Origin of the sequence: Pseudomonas sp. MF6776 (genome assembly GCF_016613125.1) — a bacterium.
Classification (GTDB): Bacteria; Pseudomonadota; Gammaproteobacteria; order Pseudomonadales; family Pseudomonadaceae; genus Aquipseudomonas; species Aquipseudomonas iridis.
The window spans coordinates 148,725-168,696 of sequence record NZ_JAENSQ010000006.1; the positions used below are offsets into that span (position 1 = coordinate 148,725).

Here is a 19,972-nt window from a genome sequence, read left to right on the forward strand (position 1 = left end):
TTAAAAACAAGATCAAAAGATCGCAGCCTCGTTTCACTCGACAGCTCCTAAAGGCAAGCTTCGGTGATTTTGGGATCAGCGATAGCGCTGCAGATGTTCGCTGACTTTGGCGGCCGGGACTTTCTGCAGTTTGCACAGCAGGTCATGGGATAACTCGCGCACGCCGTGCTTGCTGCGCAACTCATCCGCAAGGTGCGCCATCAAGTTCGCCGCCATCTCCGCATCCGCCATCGCCCTGTGCGCCTGACCCGTGTGGGGCAGGCGGGCGAACGTGGTGAGGGTGCCGAGTTTGTGGTTCGGCGCTGCCGGCATCAAGCGACGAGCCAACAGCAGCGAACAGGCGAAGTTTTGCAGGCGTGTGCGCTTGATCCGCCCCAGCTCGAAGTCCCAGAACTTCTGGTCGAACGAAGCGTTGTGCGCGACCAGTGGCGTGCAGCCGACAAACTCGTTGACCTCGTTCATCACTTTTTCCGCCGGCGGCGCGGTGCGCAGCATGGCGTTGCTGATGCCGGTCAGTTGTTCGATGAAAGCGGGGACGCGTACACCCGTGTTCATCAGGCTCTGGTAACGCTCGACGATGCGGCCGTTTTCCAGCATGACCACGGCAATTTCCGTGGCGCGACAACTGCTGTTTGGCGAGAGGCCAGTGGTTTCAAAGTCGATGACTGCAATGCGTTCCAAACCGGGTTCAACTCCGTACAAATCAATTCTTCAGTAACCGCTCAATTCTTCAGTAGCAGTGCGCCTTCGATCGGCACATAACGGCTGGCGGCGCGGATCAGCGAGTTGGCGGTGAGGCCGGGAACACCGTAAGCGACCGCTTGAACCCCGTGTTTGCTGATGATGCGTTCCAGCAGCATGTCGAAATCGCCATCACCGGAGGCCAGGACAACTTCGTCGACGTGGTCGGCGGCGTCCATGATGTCGAGGGTGATGCCCACGTCCCAGTCGCCCTTGGCCGAGCCATCGCTGCGCTGGATGTAAGGCTTGAGCTTCACGATGAAGCCGAGGTTGCGCAGGATCTGCTGGAACTGCTGCTGCTTGCTGTCGCCACGGTCGATCGCGTAGGCGTAGGCCTCGACGATCTGCCCGTCCTTGCTGATGTCTGCCCACAGCGCCGCGTAGTTGAAGTGGCAACCATAGGCCTGACGCACGGTGTAGTAGAGGTTCTGCACGTCGGCGAACACTGCGATTTTTTTCACCGGAGTTCCTGTGAGCGCGCAAGCGCACGAAGCGGGATCAGGCGCCAGGCCCGAAAATGGCGCTCAGTATGCCAGCCCGAAGGAAGGTGACGCGAATAATCAGTCCGGAGCCCTCAGGGGCTCCGGACGAATGGTGAGTCAGACGAAGGAATCGTCGTCATCGAAGAACGATGAGTTGTCATCGCTGTAGTCGGTATCGGCAACCCCACCCTGGTCGTTTCCGGCCACGCGCTGGTCATCGCCCCAACCGCTGTTGCTCTGATCTGCAACCTGCGCCGGCTCTTCCTTGATCACTTCAACAATTTCTTCCGGCTGCTGATTGTGATGAAACAGGCTGCTGATGCCTTGCGCCAGCATCACACCACCGGCCACGCCAGCGGCGGTTTTCAATGCGCCACCGAGAAAGCTGTTGCCTGCCGCCGGAGCCGCTTGTTGCGCGTAGTTAGGCGACTGTGCGCCAAAGCTCTGTTGCGGCGCGGGCGTATTGAAGTTCTGCTGCGGTGCCGGTTCACGCCAGCCGCCAGTGGATGCCGGAGTGCTCTGGGCCGGTGCCGGACGCGAAGTGCCGCCGCCAAAGATGCTCGACAGAAAACCACCGCCACCGCTCGGCGCCGCACCTTGGGCCTTGGCCGATTGCAGTTCGGCCTGCAACTGCTGGACTTGCCGGGTCAGTTGCTTGTTCTGTTCGTCGAGGCTCTTGAGCGCTGCCTCTTGCACCAGAATCGCCTGGGTCATGAAATAACCTGCCGCCGGTTGGCGTGTCAGGTGTTCCTTGATCCGCGCCTCGGCCTGGGCATCGCGCGGGGCTGCTTCCGTTTCGGCCTGTTGCAGCCGGGAAAACAATCCATCGATCAGGGTTTGCTCTTCGCTGTTCATGGCGACCTCGTAGATTGCCGGGGAAAACATTGCCCTCGTCCACACTGGACGGGGTGCTCACCTGTAATGGCGACGGTGACAGGACGTTTCAACGACCTTTACCGAATGTTTACGTTTGTGCCGCGCCGCACATCATCGGTTAAAGTGAGCCACTGTTTTCGACCTGCGATACCGACTGATGAATGCCTTCGAAGTGCTGCGCGACTCTCTGTTTTTTTTCAAACGCCATTTGGTCAGCATCGTGCAGCTGTGCCTGCCGCTGGTGATCGTCGAAGCCTTTTTGCAACAGGTGGTCGATCGCGCCACCGGGCCGGAAAGCTTTGCGGCGAGCAGCATCATCGTCGGCCTGGTGATTTATCCGTTGTATACCGCCGCGCTGATTCTGTTTCTCGATGCCCGCAGTCGTGGCGAGTCGCCGCGCAACCGCGACCTGCTGGCGATGGCTGCCACCCTGTGGCCGCGCTTCGCCTTGCTGACGGCGCTGAACACCTTGCTGATCCTGCTGGGCATTTCGCTGTATTTCCTGCCGGGTCTGATCCTCATGGTGATGCTGGCGTTCGGCGAATACCTGCTGGTCCTGCGCGGCCTCAATCCATTGCACGCCATGAAAGAAAGCCTGCGCCTGACCCGTGGGCATTTCTGGCGAATCCTGCTGTGCATTCTCTGCGTGATGACACCGCTGTGGTTGCTCAAAGGAGCGAGCCTGGCGGTTTATCCAGAGCCGCAAAACCCGGTGATCGCCGTACTGATCGACAGTGCCCACAGCTTCCTGCAACTGTTCACCAGCGTGGTGCTGTTTCGCCTGTTCATGCTGATCAGCGAACTGCCTGACAAACGTAGTGGCGCAGTCTGATCGCTTTGGCCTTGGGCGACGGGCGCGCACTCGGGTATGCTCGGGGCCACTTTCTGTAACGCTATAAGCCGAGCCATGACCCGTCTGCTGCGCTACACCCTGTTGCTTGTTGTGCTCGCCATCGCTCTGATCGGCGCGCTGTTGTTCAGCCTGACCTGGCGCCCCGACACCCGGGAAACCCTGCCGGTCAGTTGCACCGGCACCCCGCCTGCGCTGGTGCCCGGGCAAGCGCTGAAAGTCATGACCTGGAACGTGCAGTACCTGGCCGGCAAGCGTTACGTGTTCTGGAATGATCTGGCCCAGGGCAATGACGAAGCGCCGACCCTGGAAGACATGGCCTTCAGTCTCGATGAAGTGGCGCGGGTGATCCGCGACGAGCAACCCGATGTGGTGCTGTTGCAGGAACTGGATGACGGCGCCAAGGCCAGCGACTATCAGGATCAGCTCAAGCTGTTGCAGGAGCGGGTCGCCGATCTGTATCCGTGCAGCGTCAGCGCGTTTGACTGGAAAGCCGACTTCGTCCCCGAACCCCACATCTTTGGCAGCGTCGGCCGGCAACTGGCGACCCTGAGCCGCTACCGCATCGAACACGCCGAACGTCTGCAATTACCGGTGGCTTCGAGCAATTTCATCAGCCGCCAGTTCCAGCCTAAAAACGCCCTGCTCTCGACCCGTCTGCCGCTCAGCGATGGCGGGCAACTGACCGTATTCAATACGCATCTGGAACGCGCCAGCCAACCGAATGACACCTTGCAGGCGCAGGTGACGGCCATGGCCAAGGTACTCGACAAGTATGAAAGCCAGGGTTTGCTGTGGCTGGTCGGCGGCGATTTCAACCTGCTGCCGATCGGCCAATATCGCCGTTTGCCCGCAGAGCAGCGCACGCCCTACGCCGCCGACAGCGAGTTACATCTGCTGTGGGACAAATACCCGATGATCCCGACCAACAATGAAGCCAGCGGCATCAATCGCGCCCAGTGGCTGACGCACTACCCCAACGATCCCGGCCTCAACGGCCCGGATCGCACGGTCGACTATCTGTTCTACAGCCCGAAGATCAAACGGGTTGAAGCGATGGTGCGCCAGGACGATACCTTGCGCATTTCCGATCACTTGCCAGTGATTGCCCGCTTTCTGCTCCCGGCCACCCCATAGCAACGGCATTGCTCCAACGGCCCGATTACACGGCTTCGGCCTTCGAATTTACAACATGGAAGACGCATGAAAATCTTGTTGATGTGCAAGGACATCGGCGGTTATGCCCGTAAACTGGCTGACCATCTGAGGAAGGATAACGACGTGTGCTTCATTGATACGTCGGCGATGGCCAACACGTTCGATCGAGCCCCCAAGATCATCCGTCGCGCACTCAAGCGCTGGACCCAGTTGCGCCAGGTCAAACGCGCCATAGGTGCAGGCGGGCGATTCGACGTTGCCCTCATCATCAACCCGGCGCAAATCGATCCGAAGCAGTTGGCGACAGGATTGCGCGCCTCAGACCGCAAGATCGCTTATCTGTACGACAGCTTCAGTCGCTGGCCGATGAGCCGCGAAGAGCTGGCCAGTTATGACGAGGTGTTTTCATTTGATCCGGAAAACGCCAAGAGCCACGGTCTGAAAAAACTGCACAATTTCATTTACGACGACTATGTTGCCGACGGTGCACCCGGCGATTACTCGGCGTTTGTGGTGATGGCCGGCAAGGACCGGGTGCCGGCACTTGAAGGTCTGGCGAATGAGTTCGATCGACTCGGCATTACCGATTACAGGTTTCTGGTGCAGTGCAAACCGATCCCGGGGGCTCATCCGGGCATTACGTTCTTCGAGCAGCGAATGTCGCTGGAATCTGTGGGCGAGCTGGTCAAGCGCTCGCGGATCATTCTGGACATTTCCAAGCCGGGTCAGACCGGTTTGAGCTTTCGCTTTTTTGAAGCCATGGCCTCGCGAAAAAAGGTCATCACGACCAACAAGAGTGTTGTCGATTATGACTTCTACAATCCGGCAAACATTCTGGTCATCGACGAAAACGGCCCGGTGATTCCGGAGCACTTCATCACAGCCCCGTACGTGGACATCCCTGCACCCATCTATGAGAAATACACGCTGCAAGGTTGGGTAAAGACCGTTTTCTCGCAGCAATGAATTGTTGGCCGACTCACATCCTGTAGGAGCTGCCGCAGGCTGCGATCTTTTGTTCTTCAGGTGCCACGAGGTTTGGCCCGGGCAGTGGCCTCGGCCACCAACGGATCATCCGGCCAATAATGCTTGGGATACCGTCCCTTCAAATCCTTCTTCACCTCGGCATAAGTGCTGCGCCAGAAGTTGGCCAGATCCTGCGTCACCTGCACCGGACGCCGCGCGGGTGACAGCAGATGCAGCTTGACCACTTGCCTGCCGCCAGCGACTCGCGGGGTTTCGGCCAGCCCGAACAACTCCTGCAAACGCACCGCCAGAATCGGCGGAAACTCGCTGTAATCCAGGCGAATCGACGAACCCGACGGCACGCTCAGATGATGTGGCGCCAGCTCATCCAGCCGTTGCGGCAGAGGCCACGGCAGCAGATTGCGGACGATGCTCGACAGATCCAGATTGGCGAAATGACTGAGCCGCGAAACTTTGCCCAGATACGGCATCAGCCAGTGTTCAAGGGATTTCATCAGCGCGACATCGCTGACGTCCGGCCATTGGCTTGCGTCTTGAGTCTGCAGATCCAACTGCCGCAACAGGGCGACACGCGCCTGCCACTGACGCAGTTCCGGTGTCCATGGCAGCAACTCAAGCCCCTTGCGCCGCACCAGATTGACCAGTGCCTGACTGCGTGCGCTTTCATCGAGACCGGTCAACGGTTCACGACTGAGGATCAGCTCACCGACCTTGCGCTGACGCTCGGCGCGCAACACACCTTCGCGCTCGTCCCAATCCAGTTGATCGACGCACTGCACCTGCTCGGCCAGCACCGAATCGAACAGCGCCGGATCAAAATCCGCCGCCAGATAAATCCGTTCTTCGCGCTGGCCCTGACGGCTGCCGAGGTCGGCGATGACGATCCACGGTTCTTTCATCAGGCTGTCGGCTTCGGCGAACAGCGCGGCGCGACCATTGGCCAAGCGATATTCAGCGCCACCGGCGCGGCGCTGTTGGGCGACACGGTCGGGATAGGCCAGCGCCAGCAAAGCGCCGAGCCAGCGCGGATGATCCGGATCGTTGACCGGCTCACTCGCCTTACCGCGCAGGTAACCGCGATATTGCCGTGCCAGTTGCCGCGCTCGCTGCACGCCGCCCTGCGCGCCACGGGTTGCGCGCTCTTCGCCCGAAAGCAGGACCAGTCGGCTGTGCAGGTCGGCCCCGGCGCCGCGCAAGATATCGCGTTCACCCAGCAGCGCGGCGACATCGCAAGCCATCGTCGCCAGCCCCAACGCCTGACCGCGCAGCAATAAGTGGCCGATACGCGGATACGCTGGCAGCTCGGCCATGGCCTGACCGTGCGCAGTCAGCGCCTCGCCGTCCAGCGCACCCAGACGCTGCAACAAATCCTGTGCCTGTGCGTAAGCCGCTGCCGGCGGCACGTCGAGCCAGACCAGTTCGGCCGGTGTCACGCCCCAGCGCCCCAGTTGCAACGCAAGGCTGGCCAGATCTGCCGAGAGAATTTCCGCACTGCCGTAGGCCGCCAGTTGCTCGTGTTGATCCTGCGACCACAAGCGATAACAAACACCCGGTTCCAGTCGCCCTGCCCGGCCTGCGCGTTGGGTGGCACTGGCTTTGGAAATGCGTTGAGTGTCGAGGCGGGTCATGCCGCTGCCCGGGTCGAAACGCGGCACCCGTGCCAGCCCGGCATCGATCACCACGCGCACGCCGTTGATGGTCAAACTGGTTTCGGCGATGTTGGTCGCCAGCACCACTTTGCGCTGACCGGGTGGAGCCGGATCGATGGCGGCTCGTTGCGCGTTCAGATCAAGCTCACCGTGTAACGGACAGAGCAACACGTCGCTGCGCTCACCGATGGCGTCGCTCAGCTGTTGATGGACTCGACGGATTTCCGCCTGCCCCGGCAGAAACACCAGCACGCTGCCGGTTTCATCATTGAGCGCTTCGAGTACCGTCTGCGTCACGCGTTGATCAATGTATTCGCCAGGCTGAAACGGCCGGCCCCAGCGCATTGTCACCGGGTACATGCGGCCCTCGCTGCGCAGGATCGGCGCGTCGTCGAGCAAACCGGCCAGGCGTTCGCCTTCCAGCGTTGCGGACATCAGCAAAATCTTCAGCGGCTGTTCAGCGCGAAACAGCTCTCGACCGTTCAAACTCAGGGCCAATGCCAGATCGGCGTCGAGGCTGCGCTCGTGGAATTCGTCAAAGATCAGCAGACCCACGCCTTCCAGTGCCGGGTCATCCTGCAAGCGGCGAGTGAGAATGCCTTCGGTGACCACTTCGATGCGGGTATTGGGGCCAACCTTGCTGTCGAGACGAATGCGATACCCGACGGTCTCCCCGACCTTCTCGCCCAACTCACTGGCCAGTCGTTCCGCTGCGGCACGCGCCGCCAGACGACGAGGCTCAAGCATGAGGATGGTTTGCCCATCGAGCCAGGCTTCATTGAGCAGCGCCAAGGGCACGCGGGTGGTTTTACCGGCGCCGGGCGGTGCTTCGAGCACGGCTTCGTGGCGTGTCGCCAACGCTTCACGCAGGGCGGGTAAAACTTCATCGATCGGCAAAGAAATCATGCTGGCTCCCCAGGGCGTGCCCACAGTAAATGGCGAGTCACGTTAAAGATGTGAGCGTGCCAGGCAAGGCGCGGGACGAAGGTAAGGGTCGTTTCCTTGCCAAGTCCCGCAACGCAGCATGGCGCGCTCACAGCTTTAGCCCGGAGGGCCGAACCCCGACAGGACTCATCAGCCTTCACGCGGTGTCGATCTGGAGAAAACAACTTCAATCCTCAACATATTTCGGTAGGGGTGAGACGAGGCCGCAATTTACTGTGGGCACGCCCTGCCAGCGGCGAGTATAACGGCGAACTGCTTGGCGTTCGTCAGGGTCTTAACTTCACACGACGACGCTTCGTTATTAGATGACTCAGGAGATATTTCCCATGCGTTTACCTTTTCGCCTGATCGGCGGCGTGCTGGTCGCCACCCTGCTCACTCAAATCACCGCGTGCGGCTCGATTTTCTATCCGGATCGTCGCGGCCAGATCGACGGCAAGATTGACCCGGCGATTGCCGTGCTCGATGCGGTCGGGCTGCTGTTCTACGTGATCCCCGGGCTGATCGCATTTGCTGTCGACTTCGCCACTGGCGCGATCTATTTCGAGCCAGGTCATACTGCACAAATCGATCCGGCCAAGCTCAAGCAAGCCGTCGGCCCGGACGGTCAGGTCGATAACCACAAGTTGCAGGCTATTCTCGAAACGGAACTGGGGCGCAACTTCCCGCTGGACGATCCACGCCTGATCCAGCACAAGGGCAGCACTCAGCAACTGGCGATGTTCGGCCTGCAACCTGCCGCATAAGGAATCACCCTGCCCATGATCTCCAAGCCCGAACACGCCCGCCTGCTGCGGTTGGCCACCCGCGCCTCGGTGGCGGTGGCCTGCACGCTGATCGTCGCCAAAGCCATCGCCTGGTGGCTGAGCGGTTCGGTGAGCATGCTCGCCGGCCTCACTGACTCGGCGCTGGACGGCGTCACGTCGTTGCTCAATCTGCTGGCAGTGCACTACGCGTTACGTCCGGCGGACGACGATCACCGCTATGGCCACGGCAAGGCGGAGTCGCTGGCCGGCATGGCGCAGGCACTGTTCATTGGTGGCAGTGCGGTGTTGATCGCATTTCAGGCGTATGAGCGGCTGAACAATCCGCAGCCGCTGGGCGCGCCCTGGCTGAGCATCGGCGTGATCGTGTTTTCCCTGCTGCTTACGCTGGCGCTGCTGGTGTTGCAGCATCGGGTGATCAAGGCGACCGGCTCCAATGCCGTGCGCGCCGATTCGTTGCATTACCGCTCGGACATGCTGCTAAACGGCAGCATTCTGATTGCGCTGGTGCTGGCCGGGTTTGGTTTTGAGCAACTGGATGCGTGGTTCGGTCTGGGGATTGCTGTCTACATCCTGTGGAGCGCGGTGCAGATCGCCCGAGAAAGTTTCTCAGTGTTGATGGACGAGGAACTACCGACGGACGTCAGCCAGCACATGCTCGAACTGGCGTGCAGTGTGCCGGGGGTGCTGGGCGCGCATGACTTGCGCACACGGATCTCGGGCAACCACTGGTTTGTGCAATTGCATCTGGAATTGCCGGGGGAGCTGACGTTGTCCGTCGCGCACGGCATCAGCGATCAGGCCGCCGATGCCATTCACAAAGCCTACCCGCGAGCCGAAGTGCTGGTGCACGCAGACCCGATCAAAGCAGCTACAAGCCGCTAGCTTCAAGCTTCAAGCTTGTAGTTCGAAACTTGCAGCGCGTAGCGGCTTCTATCTGACCTGATAACCGCGACTGCTCAGGCAATTGCCCTGGGCCTGACGGTAGGCCTGGACCACCTCGGGCGCCGGTTGATACGTCGCGGTGCGCGGATCGAAACCGCTCTGCTGCACCGCGTACTGATAACACTGGTATCCGTCCTGCTGCACCTGCTGCGGCGACTGTCCATTGGCCGGATAGGCCTCGACGTCGTAGCCCTGGGATTGCGGCTGTTGCTGCTGCACGGGCGGCGCGACCACGATGTAATCCTGCGTGTCTTGCTGATACGCGTAGTACGAGCCGGCAGCGAGGAACAGCAGCGACCCACCGACCCACACTTCACGGGCGTAATCCGGCAAGTACTGCGTACGAATCCCGCGCGGCGGTTGCACGACGATGTAGCGCGGACCTTGCGGGCGATACCAATAGCCGCCGGAATAGAAGTAGTCCTGACCGCGATAAGGCACGCGATAGTCACGATCGGGGAAGCGATCGATCACATGCCCCGGGCGATATTGCGGGCCGGGTCCCCAACCAGTGCCGTGACCGTCCGGACGTCCCGGCCAGTGGTTGTCGTTGGGCCGATTGCCGGTCTGCCAATGCTGATTGTTGTAGCCGTTTTGCGGACGCTCATCGCGGTAGTAACCCTGACGCGGTTCCTGGGTCTGGCGCACGGCGTCGGGGCGCGGCTGGATCGGCAGGCTGTTGGCCGGTAGCTGCGGCGGTGGAGGGGGCTGGCGCACCGGGTTGGGGTTGTAGGCCGGGCGGTTCTGGTTCTGGCCGTTGTTCTGCTGACCGTTGTGCTCGAACTGGCGGCTGTTGTCGCCACGGATGATTTCGTTGTTCTGCGGGCGCTGCTGATTGTCGCCGCCATGGCCCTGATTATTGCCCTGATGTTCCGGCCCGCGACCGCCGCCGTCGGGGGCACGATTTTGCGGCTCATCGGCCAGTGCCTGCGCACCGACACTCATACACAGCAAACCAACACCGGCCAGCTGCCAGATGCGCGACTTCATGAAATTCCTCACTGCGGCTCAGAGACCTTGATTGGAGTGGCCTGTAGCTAAGACCGGGGAAACACACACCGGGTTCTGCAACAGGTTATCAGTCACGCAACTTATTTATTGAGCGGCGCAGCAGTAAATCGCGCACAAGAAAAAAGGGAGACCCGTCGGCCTCCCTTTAGAGAACTTCGTCCTGGCTCGACGCTTTTGACGTCGGCTCACCTCACGCCGTCTTGTGGACAGTGCGTAGCTCGGGGGCCGGCCCAACCCCGGTGGGGGTGGCGGCCGCGGCAGGCCTGATTGGGCGGGCCGCGTGGACTGTGTTACCGAGCAGTGATTCTGGTGATAAGAATAAGCCTGAGGCCGCGACAGAGGATTGCGAAGATTGCTCAAATAAACATCACTTGCGCAATTTTTCACCCTGGATAGATAATCCTCCGCAATAGTTACAACCAAGGACAGATTGATGAGCAAACTCGACCGTTACGACCTGAGCATTTTGGCGGAATTGCAACGCGACGCCCGCATCTCCAACCAGGAGTTGGCCGAGCGCATCGGTCTGTCACCCTCGCCTTGCTCGCGCCGGGTCAAACAGCTGGAAGACGACGGCTATATCTCGCGTCAGGTGGCGCTACTGGACCGCAAGATGCTCGGCCTGAGCCTGACGGCTTACGTGCTGATCGGCATGGACCGGCACACGCCAGAGCGTTTCGAGAATTTCGAAGCGGCGATTCGCACGTTGCCGCAGGTGCTGGAGTGCAGCCTGGTGACGGGGGTGGATGCTGATTACCAGTTGAAAGTGGTGGTACCAGATATGGATCACTATCAGAAGCTGTTGCTCGGTCACCTCACCCGCATCGACGGCGTAACAAGCGTTCGCTCAAGCTTTGTGCTGAATCAGGTGTTGAACAGCACCGAGTTGCCGCTGACTCATTTGCGTAGCTGAAATCTCTCCCTGTAGGAGCTGCCGAAGGCTGCGATCTTTTAAAAACAGAATCAAAAGATCGCAGCCTTCGGCAGCTCCTACAGGGGGGAGCGGTGACTGAAGAGGTGTGGCACACCGACGCAGGTCAATGATTCAGCAATTGCCCATGGCGTATAATCGCCGCCGCCCTTTACCCCGCCCCGCGCCGGAGATGTCCGATGGATCCTGCACTACTCGAAGAGTGGATGATGACCGGTCTGGTCAGCATCCTGATCATTTTCATGGGTTTCATCGTCTGGGATCTGGCGAAGAAGTCCAAGGCCGGTCGCTTCGGCTCGCTCATTCTGTTCTTCGTGCTGGGCCTGGGTGTGGCCGCGTTCATCATCAAGAGCGTGGTGATCGGCCTGATCGAATCCGGCGCTCTATAAGCGCGCCGGCACCTCCGCCCACTGGCCCTGATCGAGACCGTCGATCGTCCAGTCACCAATCCTGACCCGCACCAACCGCAGCGTCGGCAGCCCGACCGCGGCAGTCATGCGCCGTACCTGACGGTTGCGTCCCTCGCGAATCACCAGTTCCAGCCAACTAGTTGGCACGCTCTTGCGAAAGCGCACGGGCGGGTTGCGTGGCCACAGCTCTGGCTCATCGAGTTGGCGCGCCTCGGCGGGCAAGGTCATGCCGTCATTCAACTCGACGCCATCACGCAGACGCTGCAACTGCTCGTCCGTCGGCTCGCCTTCGACCTGCACCCAATAGGTTTTCGCCAGCTTGTGTTTCGGGTCTGCGATCCGCGCCTGCAACTGGCCATCGTTAGTCAGCAGCAGCAAACCTTCGCTGTCTCGGTCCAGACGCCCGGCCGGGTAGATGCCCGGCACGTCGATGTAATCCTTGAGCGTCGCCCGCCCTTCACCGTCGCTGAATTGCGTCAGCACATCGAACGGTTTGTTGAACAGGATCAGCTTCGGCTCGGTCGGCGGCGCCTTGGCGACACGGCGAGGGGCAGAAGACGGAGGCTTCGCGCCGGGACGGCGGGAAGGTGGACGCGGAGGACGGGACATGGGCAAAACAACATCTGGCGATCAGGGCTGACAATGCTAGTGCCCGGATCGCCAAATGACCACGACTAACCGTTAACGGAACGGCGGTTCGTCGAAGCTGCGCAGTTTGCGCGAGTGCAGCGAGTTGAGTTCGGTGCGCAGCAGATCGACCGCTTCGATGCCGATCTTCAAGTGCTGGCTGACTGCGCGTTCGTAAAAGGCGTTGGCCGAACCCGGCAGCTTGATTTCACTGTGCAGCGGTTTGTCCGAAACGCACAGCAACGTGCCATACGGCACTCGCAAGCGATAACCCTGCGCGGCAATCGTGCCACTTTCCATGTCAACCGCCACGGCACGGGACAGGTTGATCAACGGTCGCTCCTGGGCCCAGCGCAGTTCCCAGTTACGGTCGTCGTAGGTCAGCACGGTGCCGGTGCGCAGGCGTTTTTTCAGATCATCGCCCTTCTCGCCCGTGATATTGGCTGCCGCTTGTTGCAGCGCCATTTGCACTTCGGCCAGTGCCGGGATCGGAATGTTGGGCGGCACGACGCGATCGAGAATACCGTCGCGACGCATGTAGGCGTGGGCCAGCACGTAATCGCCGATGGTCTGCGACTGACGCAGGCCGCCGCAGTGACCGATCATCAGCCAGCAATGCGGACGCAGTACCGCCAAATGGTCGGTGATGTTCTTGGCGTTGGACGGGCCGACACCGATATTGACCAAGGTCACGCCGTGGCCATCGCTGGCGATCAGGTGATAGGCCGGCATCTGGTAGCGGTGCCAGACCACACCGGCAGCAATCGCCGAGGCTTCGCCGTGATCCATGCTCTTTTCGATGATCACGTTGCCCGGCAACACCATGCGCACGAAACGCGGATCGCTGCGCAATTGCTCCAGACCATGGACGATGAACTGGTCGACGTAACGGTGATAGTTGGTCAGCAGGATCCACGGCTGCACATGACGCCAGTCGCTGCCGGTGTAATGCACCAGTCGGCGCAGCGAGAAATCCACACGCGCCGCATCAAACAGCGCCAATGGCAGCGGATCGGTATTTTCCCAATCGTAGAGACCGTCGGCGATCCCATCGGTGGCGGCAGACAAATCGGTACTCGGGAAAACGCGCGCCAGCACCGCTGCCGTCACGCCGGAGCCGGCCAGTTCGTCGCCCTGTTCAACCACGTATGGATACGGAATGTTTTGCTGGCTGACGCCGACTTCCACGGTCACGGTGAAGTCATGCATCAGCGGCACAAGTTGTTCGAGCAGGTATTTGCGAAAGGCCGCCGGGTGGGTGACGGTGACGCTGTAGGTGCCCGGCAGTTGCACCTTGGCGTAGGCGCGGGTGGTCTGCGGGACTTCGCCCTGGCAGTGATAGGTCAAACGCAGTTCGGGATAACGAAACTGAGCACGCTGCTCGGCGTCGGGCTCGACGCGATCCTTGAGGTACCGCTTGAGCGCCGAGTTCAGCGCAGAGGTGGCCCGCTCATGCAGCTCGGCCAGACGATCCACGGCTTGTTCGGCGGTTTGAACGACAATAAACGCTTCGGTCACGATCAGCTTCCTGTGTTCTGGCTTGCAGAGCTTCATCTTGCCTGCATCGTGGCGTGACGGGAACAGTGGCGTAATGGGCGTACCGAAATCTTTAAATCAATGAAGATCCCATGTGGGAGCGAGCCTGCTCGCGAATGCGGTGGGTCATTCAATAAAGATGTCGACTGATACACCGCTTTCGCGAGCAGGCTCGCTCCCACAGGGGGAATTTTTTATGGGTCAGAAACGTTGCGGGGTCGAGCGGGCGACGATGGCTTCAACGTCCAGTCCACGCGGCAGCGCGCCGTAGACTCGTCCGCCACCACTCAGACGACTGGCAATAAATGCATCACTGACCGCCGAATTCCCCGCCTCCAGCAACAGTTTGGCCTGTAGCCCCAGCGCAATATCCTCAGTCAACTGCCGCGCCCGGTATTGAATGTCGCTCGTATCCTTGAACTGCGCCTGCAACTGCTGAATATGCGCGGCCAGACGTTTATCGCCATGGCCGTCACCCAGTTCGCTGAACAACACATCCAGCACGCCCGGCTCTTTCGACAAGGCGCGCAACACGTCGAGGCACTGCACGTTGCCCGAGCCTTCCCACGTCGAGTTGACCGGCGCCTCGCGGTACAGTCGCGGCAGGATGCTGTCTTCGACATAACCCGCACCGCCCATGCATTCGGCGGCTTCGTTGATCATGGCCGGCGCGCGTTTGCAGACCCAGTATTTGCCCACCGCCGTCACCAACCGGGCGAATTGCGCTTCGTGGCGATCATCCAGATGATCGAGCGCTTTGCCCATGCGCAGGCTCAGGGCCAGTGCGGCCTCGCTTTCAAGCGCCAGATCGGCCAGCACGTTCTGCATCAACGGCTGTTCGCTCAGCAGTTTGCCGCCGACCTTGCGGTGCGCGCAGTGATGGCTGGCCTGGGTCAGCGCCTGACGCATCAGCGCGCTGGAGCCGACCATGCAATCGAAACGGGTCATGGCCACCATCTCGATGATGGTCGGCACGCCGCGCCCCTCTTCACCGACCATCCACGCCAGCGCCCCGCGAAATTCCACCTCGCTGGAGGCGTTTGACTGATTGCCGAGTTTGTTTTTCAGGCGCTGGATGTAGAACTGATTGCGCGTGTCATCGGGACGATGGCGCGGCAGCAGAAAACAGGTCAGGCCTTTGTCGGTCTGCGCCAGCGTGAGGAACGCATCGCACATCGGCGCCGAGCAGAACCACTTGTGCCCGACCAGTTCATAGGCCTCGCCCGGCCCGCTGGCACCGACCGGATAGGCTTTGGTGGTATTGGCGCGCACGTCGGTTCCGCCCTGTTTCTCGGTCATCGCCATGCCGATGGTGACCCCGGCCTTGTGCGCCATGCCGACATTGCGCGGATCGTATTCGGTGGCGAGGATTTTCGGCAGCCATTGCTCGGCCAGGTTCGGCTGCAAACGCAGGGCCGGAACGCTGGCGAACGTCATGGTCAACGGGCAGCCACTGCCGGCCTCGGCCTGGCTGTGCAGGTAACTCATGGAGGCCCGGGCAACGTGGGCGCCGTCCTGCGGGTGGGCCCATGGCAAGGAAGTCAGGCCATGCTCGATGGCCGTGCGCATCAGCTCGTGATAAGCGGGATGGAATTCCACCAGATCGATGCGATGACCGTAGCGGTCATGGCTGGCGAATACCGGTTTGTTCTGATTGGCGAGGAACCCGGCTTCCATCAGCGGCCCGCCAGCGAGAGCACCGTAGGCATCAATTCGCGATTCGGCCCAACCGGCGCCAAACCGGCGCGACCACTCCTGCAACGGCAGATCAATGCGGTACAGGTTGCTGCCGTCCAGCGACGGCGGCTGGTTGGTGACTTCGTGGGTTTCGGCGAACTGATGCAGGTTCATGACGGGTTCCTTCTTCAGCGAGAAGGTCAGTTAAGCACCGCCCCCACGCCGAACAAAGTGTCATATCAGCCGTTTTTGCGGCGCTTTTACCCTATCAGCAGCAGAGCACGCGCCGCTCCAGCGCTGCCTGCAAATCTTCGAATTTAACCGGTTTGTTCAGGTAATCGATCACCGCGCCAGGGCTGCACATCTCGCGGTCGGCACTCAGCGCCAACATGAACACCGGCAGATGCGCGCAACCCGGCAGAGTGTGTATCTGGCAGCACAATGCCGCGCCGTCCTGGGCAGGCGACTGGCAATCGATCAGTACCGCGTCGAAGCTCTCGCGCTGCAGGTAATCGAGCGCTGCCGCACTATTATCGGCGGCGCGCACGCGAAAACCGAGCTTGAGCAGCATGCCGCGCATCACCAGCTGGTTGACGCTGTTGTTATCGACCAACAGCACAGTGCAATCCTGCGGTGCGCGTATGCAATCGCGGGCAGGCGCCGCTGTTGGCGCAGGTTCGACCACCGGCAATTCGAACTCGACGTCCAGCTGGAAACGGCTGCCGCGACCGGGTTCGGAACGATGGGTGAGCTTGCCGCCGAGCAATTCCACCAACTGTCGGCAAATCGCCAGACCCACGCCCAAGCCGCCGTACTCACGGGTCATCGACCCGTCGAGCTGGAAGAAGCGTTGATACATCGTCGCCTCGCCCAGATCAGTGAAGCCGATACCGGTGTCGATCACCGCAAACGACAGCGCCATACGATTGTCCGTCGTCGGTTTGCCGCTAACACGTAGCGCCAGACCGCCCACGCGAGTGAACTTGATCGCGTTATCCAGCAAGCATTCCAGGCATTGCGCCAGTTTCGTGCTGTCGCCGTTCAGGCGATCCGGCAGGGTCGGCAGCACGTCGACTTTGAAGTCCAGCGACTTGCTCGCCGCATTACTTTCAAATTGCACGCGTAATGCCTCGACCACGCCGCGCAGGCTGAAGCTGCCCGGTGTCGCCTTGAGCTTGCCGGCCTGCAATTCGGTAAGGGTGAGGATGCCGTTGACCATGCGCATCATGTCCCGGGCGGAACCGGCAGCAGTTTGCTGGTATTGCTCAAGTTCCGGGTCGAGGTCGACGGTCTGCATCAGTTCCAGCGAGCCGATCACACCGTTCATCGGCGTGCGCAGTTCGTGGGTCAGGGTCGCGAGGAATTCATCCTTGAGCTTGTTGCTGCGGGCCAGTTGCTGGTTGAGCACTTCAAGTTTCTGGCTGGCATCGAACAGAGTCTGCGCCTGTTGCTCGCGCATCGCGTTGATGCGATCGGCCAATGCCAGCGACAGCAGCGCCACTTCGATGGCCGAGCCGATCTGGCTGGCGTACATGGTCAGGAACACGTTCGGCAGCAAGCCCAGCACCATCAGCGTGTTGATCACGCCACCGAGCAGAAACGCCGACCAGGCGATGATGAAGTAGCGCGCCACCCGCAGGCCGCGGCACCAGGCCAGAATCCCGGCGGCGAAAATCACCACAGTGAAGGTCAGCGCCAACGTTGTTGCCAGGCGCAGGGCCAAGGCGTAACTGGCCATCAACGACAGACCAACCACCAGCGCGCCGAATGCGATCAAGGCGATCAGCAAGCGGTCAAGCCAGCGGCTGTGCGTCCTGGTCTGCAAAAAGCTGCGGGCGAACTGGCTGCCGAACAACCCCGCACAACCGATGAAGAACGGGGTGGCGGCGTTGGCCCACCACGGATTGTTCGGCCAGAAATACTCGACCGCCGCACCATTCACCGACAGCTGATAGAGCCCGAACGAGGCAATGTAGAAGATGTAATAGAGGTAACTGGTGTCTCGCACGCTCAGGTAGATGAACAGGTTGTAGACCACCATCCCCAGCAGCACGCCATAAATGATGCCCAGCACGTACAGGCGCACCGGCTGGTCTTCGAGATACGCGGTGCTCGACCACAACGTCACCGGCGCCTGGATCGAGCCTTCGCTGGCGAGTCGCAGGTACACGGTTTGCTGTTGATCCGGCGCGAACGTCAGGTCGAACAGATAGTTGTTCTGGCGGATCTCACGACTGGCGAACGGCAAGGCATCGCCGGTTTGCCGGATCAGGTGAAAGTCGCCATGGGCGTCGGGCAGATACAGGTCGAGATGGTCGAGCGGCGGATACGCCAACTCCAGCAGCCAGGTGCGCTGGGCGCCAGGATTGCTCGGGCGGTAATGCAGGTCGATCTTCAGCCAGAATGCCGAGCGTGAGTACCCGGCATTGAGCGTGGCTTTGTCGTGGGCTTTGAAATTGCCGGCAGCAGCCTGCGCGCGGACATCGGCAATGCTCGCCTGACCGCTCGGGTCTTCGAACACTTGCAGTGACCGGCCCAGAGGGAGGCTCTGGGTGAATTCGTCGAATTCGACGGCGCTCGCCATGAGGGGCAAGCAGAACAGCAACATCAGCAGATAGCGCATTGAAGCCCCAGCGTGGCTCGTCCGGTTGTGTCAGGAAGCCCCCCATTCCTTGTGAGTAGACGTAAAACCGGTGTTACCTGTTATTGGTTTGGATCCAGACTAGCATAGCTGTTGATGGCCATTGAGCACCATCGGAATTTTCCTATAAAGGCTCTAGAACGGGCGTTTCAGAGCAAAGCAGCGAGCTAGAGCTGTTTGATTAGTCAGGTAGATCAAAAGATCCTCCAACGACTCGGGCCGCGATCGGACGATCTTTTGATCTTGCTGCGCCAGCCACACCCGAAAATCAGCTTTGGTGGTAAGCTCGCGCACCATGAATATCTACAGCTCCCGCCCCGTTGTCCTCTGTCTCTCCGGCCACGACCCCAGTGGTGGCGCCGGCTTGCAGGCAGATATCGAAGCCCTGCTCGCGCAGGGTTGCCATGCGGCTCCGGCCGTCACCGCCCTGACCGTGCAAGACACCGTCAACGTCACTGACTTTCGCGTCCTCGACCGTGAGTGGGTATTGGCCCAGGCCAACGCCGTGCTCAACGACTCCGAAGTCGCTGCGGTCAAACTGGGCATGCTCGGTTCGCTGGAAATGGTCGACACCGTTGTCGAACTGTTGTCGGCGCACCCGCATTTGCCGGTGGTCTGTGACCCGGTACTGCGCGCCGGCGGCGGTGGACGTCTGGGCAAGGACGAAGTCGGCTATGCGATGCGCGAACGCCTGCTGCCACTGTCGATCATCGCGACCCCCAATCTTCCCGAAGCGCGCATCCTTGCCGAACTGCCCGAAGGCACCGCGGACGAGTGCGCTGAAAAACTTCTGCCGTTCGTCAAGAACCTGCTGATTACCGGTGGCCACGGCGACGAAACTGAAATCCACAATCGCCTGTACAACCGCGACGGTCTGCGTGAAACCTTTTACTGCCAGCGCTTGCCGGGCAGTTATCACGGTTCTGGCTGCACCCTCGCCAGTGCCTTGGCCGGTCGCCTGGCGCAAGGTGAAAACCTCGCCAGCGCCGTGCGCAGTGCACTGGATTACACCTGGCGCACCCTGCGCGATGCCGAACAGCTGGGCAAAGGCCAGTTTGTCCCGCGTCGCCTGCCGCTGGATTTCTGCTCGTAACGTCGTGAGGTCTGCCTGATGAAACTACGTGGCCTGTACGCCATTACCGACAGCCAGTTGCTGGCCGGCAAGTTCCTGTCGTACGTGGAGGCGGCGCTGGAAGGCGGCGTCACTCTGCTGCAATACCGCGACAAGAGCAGCGACGAAGCCCGTCGTCTGCGCGAGGCCGAGGCGCTGCGCAATCTGTGCGAACGCTACAAGACGCAGCTAATCATCAACGACGACGCCGAACTGGCCGCGCGCCTGAACGTCGGTGTACACCTGGGCCAGACCGACGGCCCGCTGTCACCAACCCGCGCCCTGCTCGGCTCGAAATCGATCATCGGCTCGACTTGCCACGCGCAAATCGAACTGGCGCAACAGGCTGCCAAGGAAGGCGCGAGTTACGTCGCCTTCGGTCGTTTCTTCAATTCCAACACAAAACCCGGTGCACCGACCTGCAGCCTTGATCTGCTCGACGAAGCCAAACGTGCGCTGCATCTACCGATCTGCGCGATTGGTGGCATCACCCTCGACAACGCTGCGCCGCTGGTGGCCCACGGTGTCGACTTGCTTGCTGTGGTCCACGGCTTGTTTGGTGCCGACAGCACCGCCGAAGTGACCCGCCGCGCCCGCGCATTCAATGAATTGTTCAAATCCTGATTTTTGA

At 60.8% G+C, this 19,972-nt stretch carries 18 protein-coding genes; 9 read left to right on the forward strand and 9 right to left on the reverse strand.

Features of this window, described 5'->3' with window-relative positions:
- Positions 1-75 precede the first annotated feature (75 nt).
- From JJD74_RS09215 to JJD74_RS09225, 3 genes are all read right to left on the reverse strand, one after another.
- Positions 76-681: a 3'-5' exonuclease gene (locus JJD74_RS09215; protein WP_042561200.1), complete on the reverse strand. Its 606-nt coding sequence runs from the start codon at positions 679-681 to the stop codon at positions 76-78.
- A gap of 41 nt (positions 682-722) precedes the next feature.
- Positions 723-1,202: a LabA-like NYN domain-containing protein gene (locus tag JJD74_RS09220; RefSeq protein ID WP_042561201.1), complete on the reverse strand. Its 480-nt coding sequence runs from the start codon at positions 1,200-1,202 to the stop codon at positions 723-725.
- 138 nt (positions 1,203-1,340) lie between these two features.
- Positions 1,341-2,078 (reverse strand): DUF2076 domain-containing protein, encoded by a 738-nt coding sequence (locus JJD74_RS09225; protein ID WP_200613380.1) that lies wholly within the window; start codon positions 2,076-2,078, stop codon positions 1,341-1,343.
- A 178-nt stretch (positions 2,079-2,256) separates the two neighbouring features.
- Between JJD74_RS09225 and JJD74_RS09230 the strand changes: the two genes are divergently transcribed.
- From JJD74_RS09230 to JJD74_RS09240, 3 genes are all read left to right on the forward strand, one after another.
- Positions 2,257-2,931, forward strand: a complete 675-nt coding sequence (locus JJD74_RS09230) for a YciC family protein (RefSeq protein ID WP_042561202.1) — start codon at positions 2,257-2,259, stop codon at positions 2,929-2,931.
- Between the two features lie 75 nt (positions 2,932-3,006).
- Positions 3,007-4,086 carry an endonuclease/exonuclease/phosphatase family protein gene (locus JJD74_RS09235; protein WP_200613166.1) on the forward strand — a complete coding sequence of 360 codons (1,080 nt, stop codon included), beginning with the start codon at positions 3,007-3,009 and terminating at the stop codon, positions 4,084-4,086.
- Between the two features lie 66 nt (positions 4,087-4,152).
- Positions 4,153-5,073 (forward strand): hypothetical protein, encoded by a 921-nt coding sequence (locus JJD74_RS09240; RefSeq protein WP_200613169.1) that lies wholly within the window; start codon positions 4,153-4,155, stop codon positions 5,071-5,073.
- A gap of 56 nt (positions 5,074-5,129) precedes the next feature.
- On the opposite strand, the gene hrpB is transcribed toward JJD74_RS09240, so the two are convergent.
- A complete protein-coding gene (hrpB, locus tag JJD74_RS09245; protein ID WP_200613172.1) occupies positions 5,130-7,649 on the reverse strand; it encodes an ATP-dependent helicase HrpB in 2,520 nt (839 codons plus the stop codon).
- Between the two features lie 365 nt (positions 7,650-8,014).
- On the opposite strand from hrpB, the gene JJD74_RS09250 reads away from it, so the two are divergent.
- Entirely contained in the window at positions 8,015-8,434 is a 420-nt protein-coding gene (locus JJD74_RS09250; protein ID WP_042561222.1) for a hypothetical protein, read from the forward strand.
- 15 nt (positions 8,435-8,449) lie between these two features.
- Positions 8,450-9,337, forward strand: coding sequence for a cation diffusion facilitator family transporter (locus tag JJD74_RS09255; protein ID WP_200613175.1), 888 nt, complete (start codon positions 8,450-8,452; stop codon positions 9,335-9,337).
- Between the two features lie 48 nt (positions 9,338-9,385).
- Here the strand turns inward: JJD74_RS09255 and JJD74_RS09260 are convergent, their stop codons facing one another.
- A complete protein-coding gene (locus JJD74_RS09260; RefSeq protein ID WP_200613178.1) occupies positions 9,386-10,387 on the reverse strand; it encodes a DUF6515 family protein in 1,002 nt (333 codons plus the stop codon).
- A 454-nt stretch (positions 10,388-10,841) separates the two neighbouring features.
- Between JJD74_RS09260 and JJD74_RS09265 the strand changes: the two genes are divergently transcribed.
- Complete coding sequence (locus tag JJD74_RS09265; protein ID WP_042561225.1) at positions 10,842-11,321, forward strand: Lrp/AsnC family transcriptional regulator; 480 nt, start codon at positions 10,842-10,844, stop codon at positions 11,319-11,321.
- A gap of 197 nt (positions 11,322-11,518) precedes the next feature.
- Entirely contained in the window at positions 11,519-11,728 is a 210-nt protein-coding gene (locus JJD74_RS09270) for a DUF2788 domain-containing protein (RefSeq protein WP_042561226.1), read from the forward strand.
- On the opposite strand, the gene JJD74_RS09275 is transcribed toward JJD74_RS09270, so the two are convergent.
- The 4 genes from JJD74_RS09275 to JJD74_RS09290 all read right to left on the reverse strand — a co-directional run bounded on the left by JJD74_RS09275 (position 11,723) and on the right by JJD74_RS09290 (position 18,212).
- Positions 11,723-12,358, reverse strand: a complete 636-nt coding sequence (locus JJD74_RS09275; RefSeq protein WP_234451697.1) for a pseudouridine synthase — start codon at positions 12,356-12,358, stop codon at positions 11,723-11,725. The genes JJD74_RS09270 and JJD74_RS09275 overlap by 6 nt on opposite strands.
- Before the next feature lie 72 nt (positions 12,359-12,430).
- Positions 12,431-13,930, reverse strand: coding sequence for an AMP nucleosidase (gene amn / locus JJD74_RS09280; protein WP_200613181.1), 1,500 nt, complete (start codon positions 13,928-13,930; stop codon positions 12,431-12,433).
- 183 nt (positions 13,931-14,113) lie between these two features.
- Positions 14,114-15,763 (reverse strand): acyl-CoA dehydrogenase family protein, encoded by a 1,650-nt coding sequence (locus tag JJD74_RS09285; protein WP_200613184.1) that lies wholly within the window; start codon positions 15,761-15,763, stop codon positions 14,114-14,116.
- Positions 15,764-15,857: 94 nt separating this feature from the next.
- The gene (locus tag JJD74_RS09290; RefSeq protein WP_200613200.1) at positions 15,858-18,212 is read right to left on the reverse strand and encodes a hybrid sensor histidine kinase/response regulator; all 2,355 of its coding nucleotides are present in this window, start codon (positions 18,210-18,212) and stop codon (positions 15,858-15,860) included.
- Between the two features lie 313 nt (positions 18,213-18,525).
- Here JJD74_RS09290 and JJD74_RS09295 point away from each other — a divergent pair, with 313 nt between their 5' ends.
- Together JJD74_RS09295 and thiE are read left to right on the forward strand one after the other, a co-directional pair.
- Positions 18,526-19,323: a hydroxymethylpyrimidine/phosphomethylpyrimidine kinase gene (locus JJD74_RS09295; RefSeq protein ID WP_200613205.1), complete on the forward strand. Its 798-nt coding sequence runs from the start codon at positions 18,526-18,528 to the stop codon at positions 19,321-19,323.
- An 18-nt stretch (positions 19,324-19,341) separates the two neighbouring features.
- Positions 19,342-19,965, forward strand: a complete 624-nt coding sequence (thiE, locus tag JJD74_RS09300) for a thiamine phosphate synthase (RefSeq protein WP_047303580.1) — start codon at positions 19,342-19,344, stop codon at positions 19,963-19,965.
- Positions 19,966-19,972: the final 7 nt, after the last annotated feature.

Coding starts and splice junctions, on each gene's coding strand:
- JJD74_RS09225 (WP_200613380.1), bottom strand. CDS start 2,078: ATGAACAGCGAAGAGCAAACCCTGATCGATGGATTGTTTTCCCGGCTG.
- JJD74_RS09230 (WP_042561202.1), top strand. CDS start 2,257: ATGAATGCCTTCGAAGTGCTGCGCGACTCTCTGTTTTTTTTCAAACGC.
- JJD74_RS09235 (WP_200613166.1), top strand. CDS start 3,007: ATGACCCGTCTGCTGCGCTACACCCTGTTGCTTGTTGTGCTCGCCATC.
- JJD74_RS09240 (WP_200613169.1), top strand. CDS start 4,153: ATGAAAATCTTGTTGATGTGCAAGGACATCGGCGGTTATGCCCGTAAA.
- hrpB (WP_200613172.1), bottom strand. CDS start 7,649: ATGATTTCTTTGCCGATCGATGAAGTTTTACCCGCCCTGCGTGAAGCG.
- JJD74_RS09250 (WP_042561222.1), top strand. CDS start 8,015: ATGCGTTTACCTTTTCGCCTGATCGGCGGCGTGCTGGTCGCCACCCTG.
- JJD74_RS09255 (WP_200613175.1), top strand. CDS start 8,450: ATGATCTCCAAGCCCGAACACGCCCGCCTGCTGCGGTTGGCCACCCGC.
- JJD74_RS09260 (WP_200613178.1), bottom strand. CDS start 10,387: ATGAAGTCGCGCATCTGGCAGCTGGCCGGTGTTGGTTTGCTGTGTATG.
- JJD74_RS09265 (WP_042561225.1), top strand. CDS start 10,842: ATGAGCAAACTCGACCGTTACGACCTGAGCATTTTGGCGGAATTGCAA.
- JJD74_RS09270 (WP_042561226.1), top strand. CDS start 11,519: ATGGATCCTGCACTACTCGAAGAGTGGATGATGACCGGTCTGGTCAGC.
- JJD74_RS09275 (WP_234451697.1), bottom strand. CDS start 12,358: ATGTCCCGTCCTCCGCGTCCACCTTCCCGCCGTCCCGGCGCGAAGCCT.
- amn (WP_200613181.1), bottom strand. CDS start 13,930: ATGAAGCTCTGCAAGCCAGAACACAGGAAGCTGATCGTGACCGAAGCG.
- JJD74_RS09285 (WP_200613184.1), bottom strand. CDS start 15,763: ATGAACCTGCATCAGTTCGCCGAAACCCACGAAGTCACCAACCAGCCG.
- JJD74_RS09290 (WP_200613200.1), bottom strand. CDS start 18,212: ATGCGCTATCTGCTGATGTTGCTGTTCTGCTTGCCCCTCATGGCGAGC.
- JJD74_RS09295 (WP_200613205.1), top strand. CDS start 18,526: ATGAATATCTACAGCTCCCGCCCCGTTGTCCTCTGTCTCTCCGGCCAC.
- thiE (WP_047303580.1), top strand. CDS start 19,342: ATGAAACTACGTGGCCTGTACGCCATTACCGACAGCCAGTTGCTGGCC.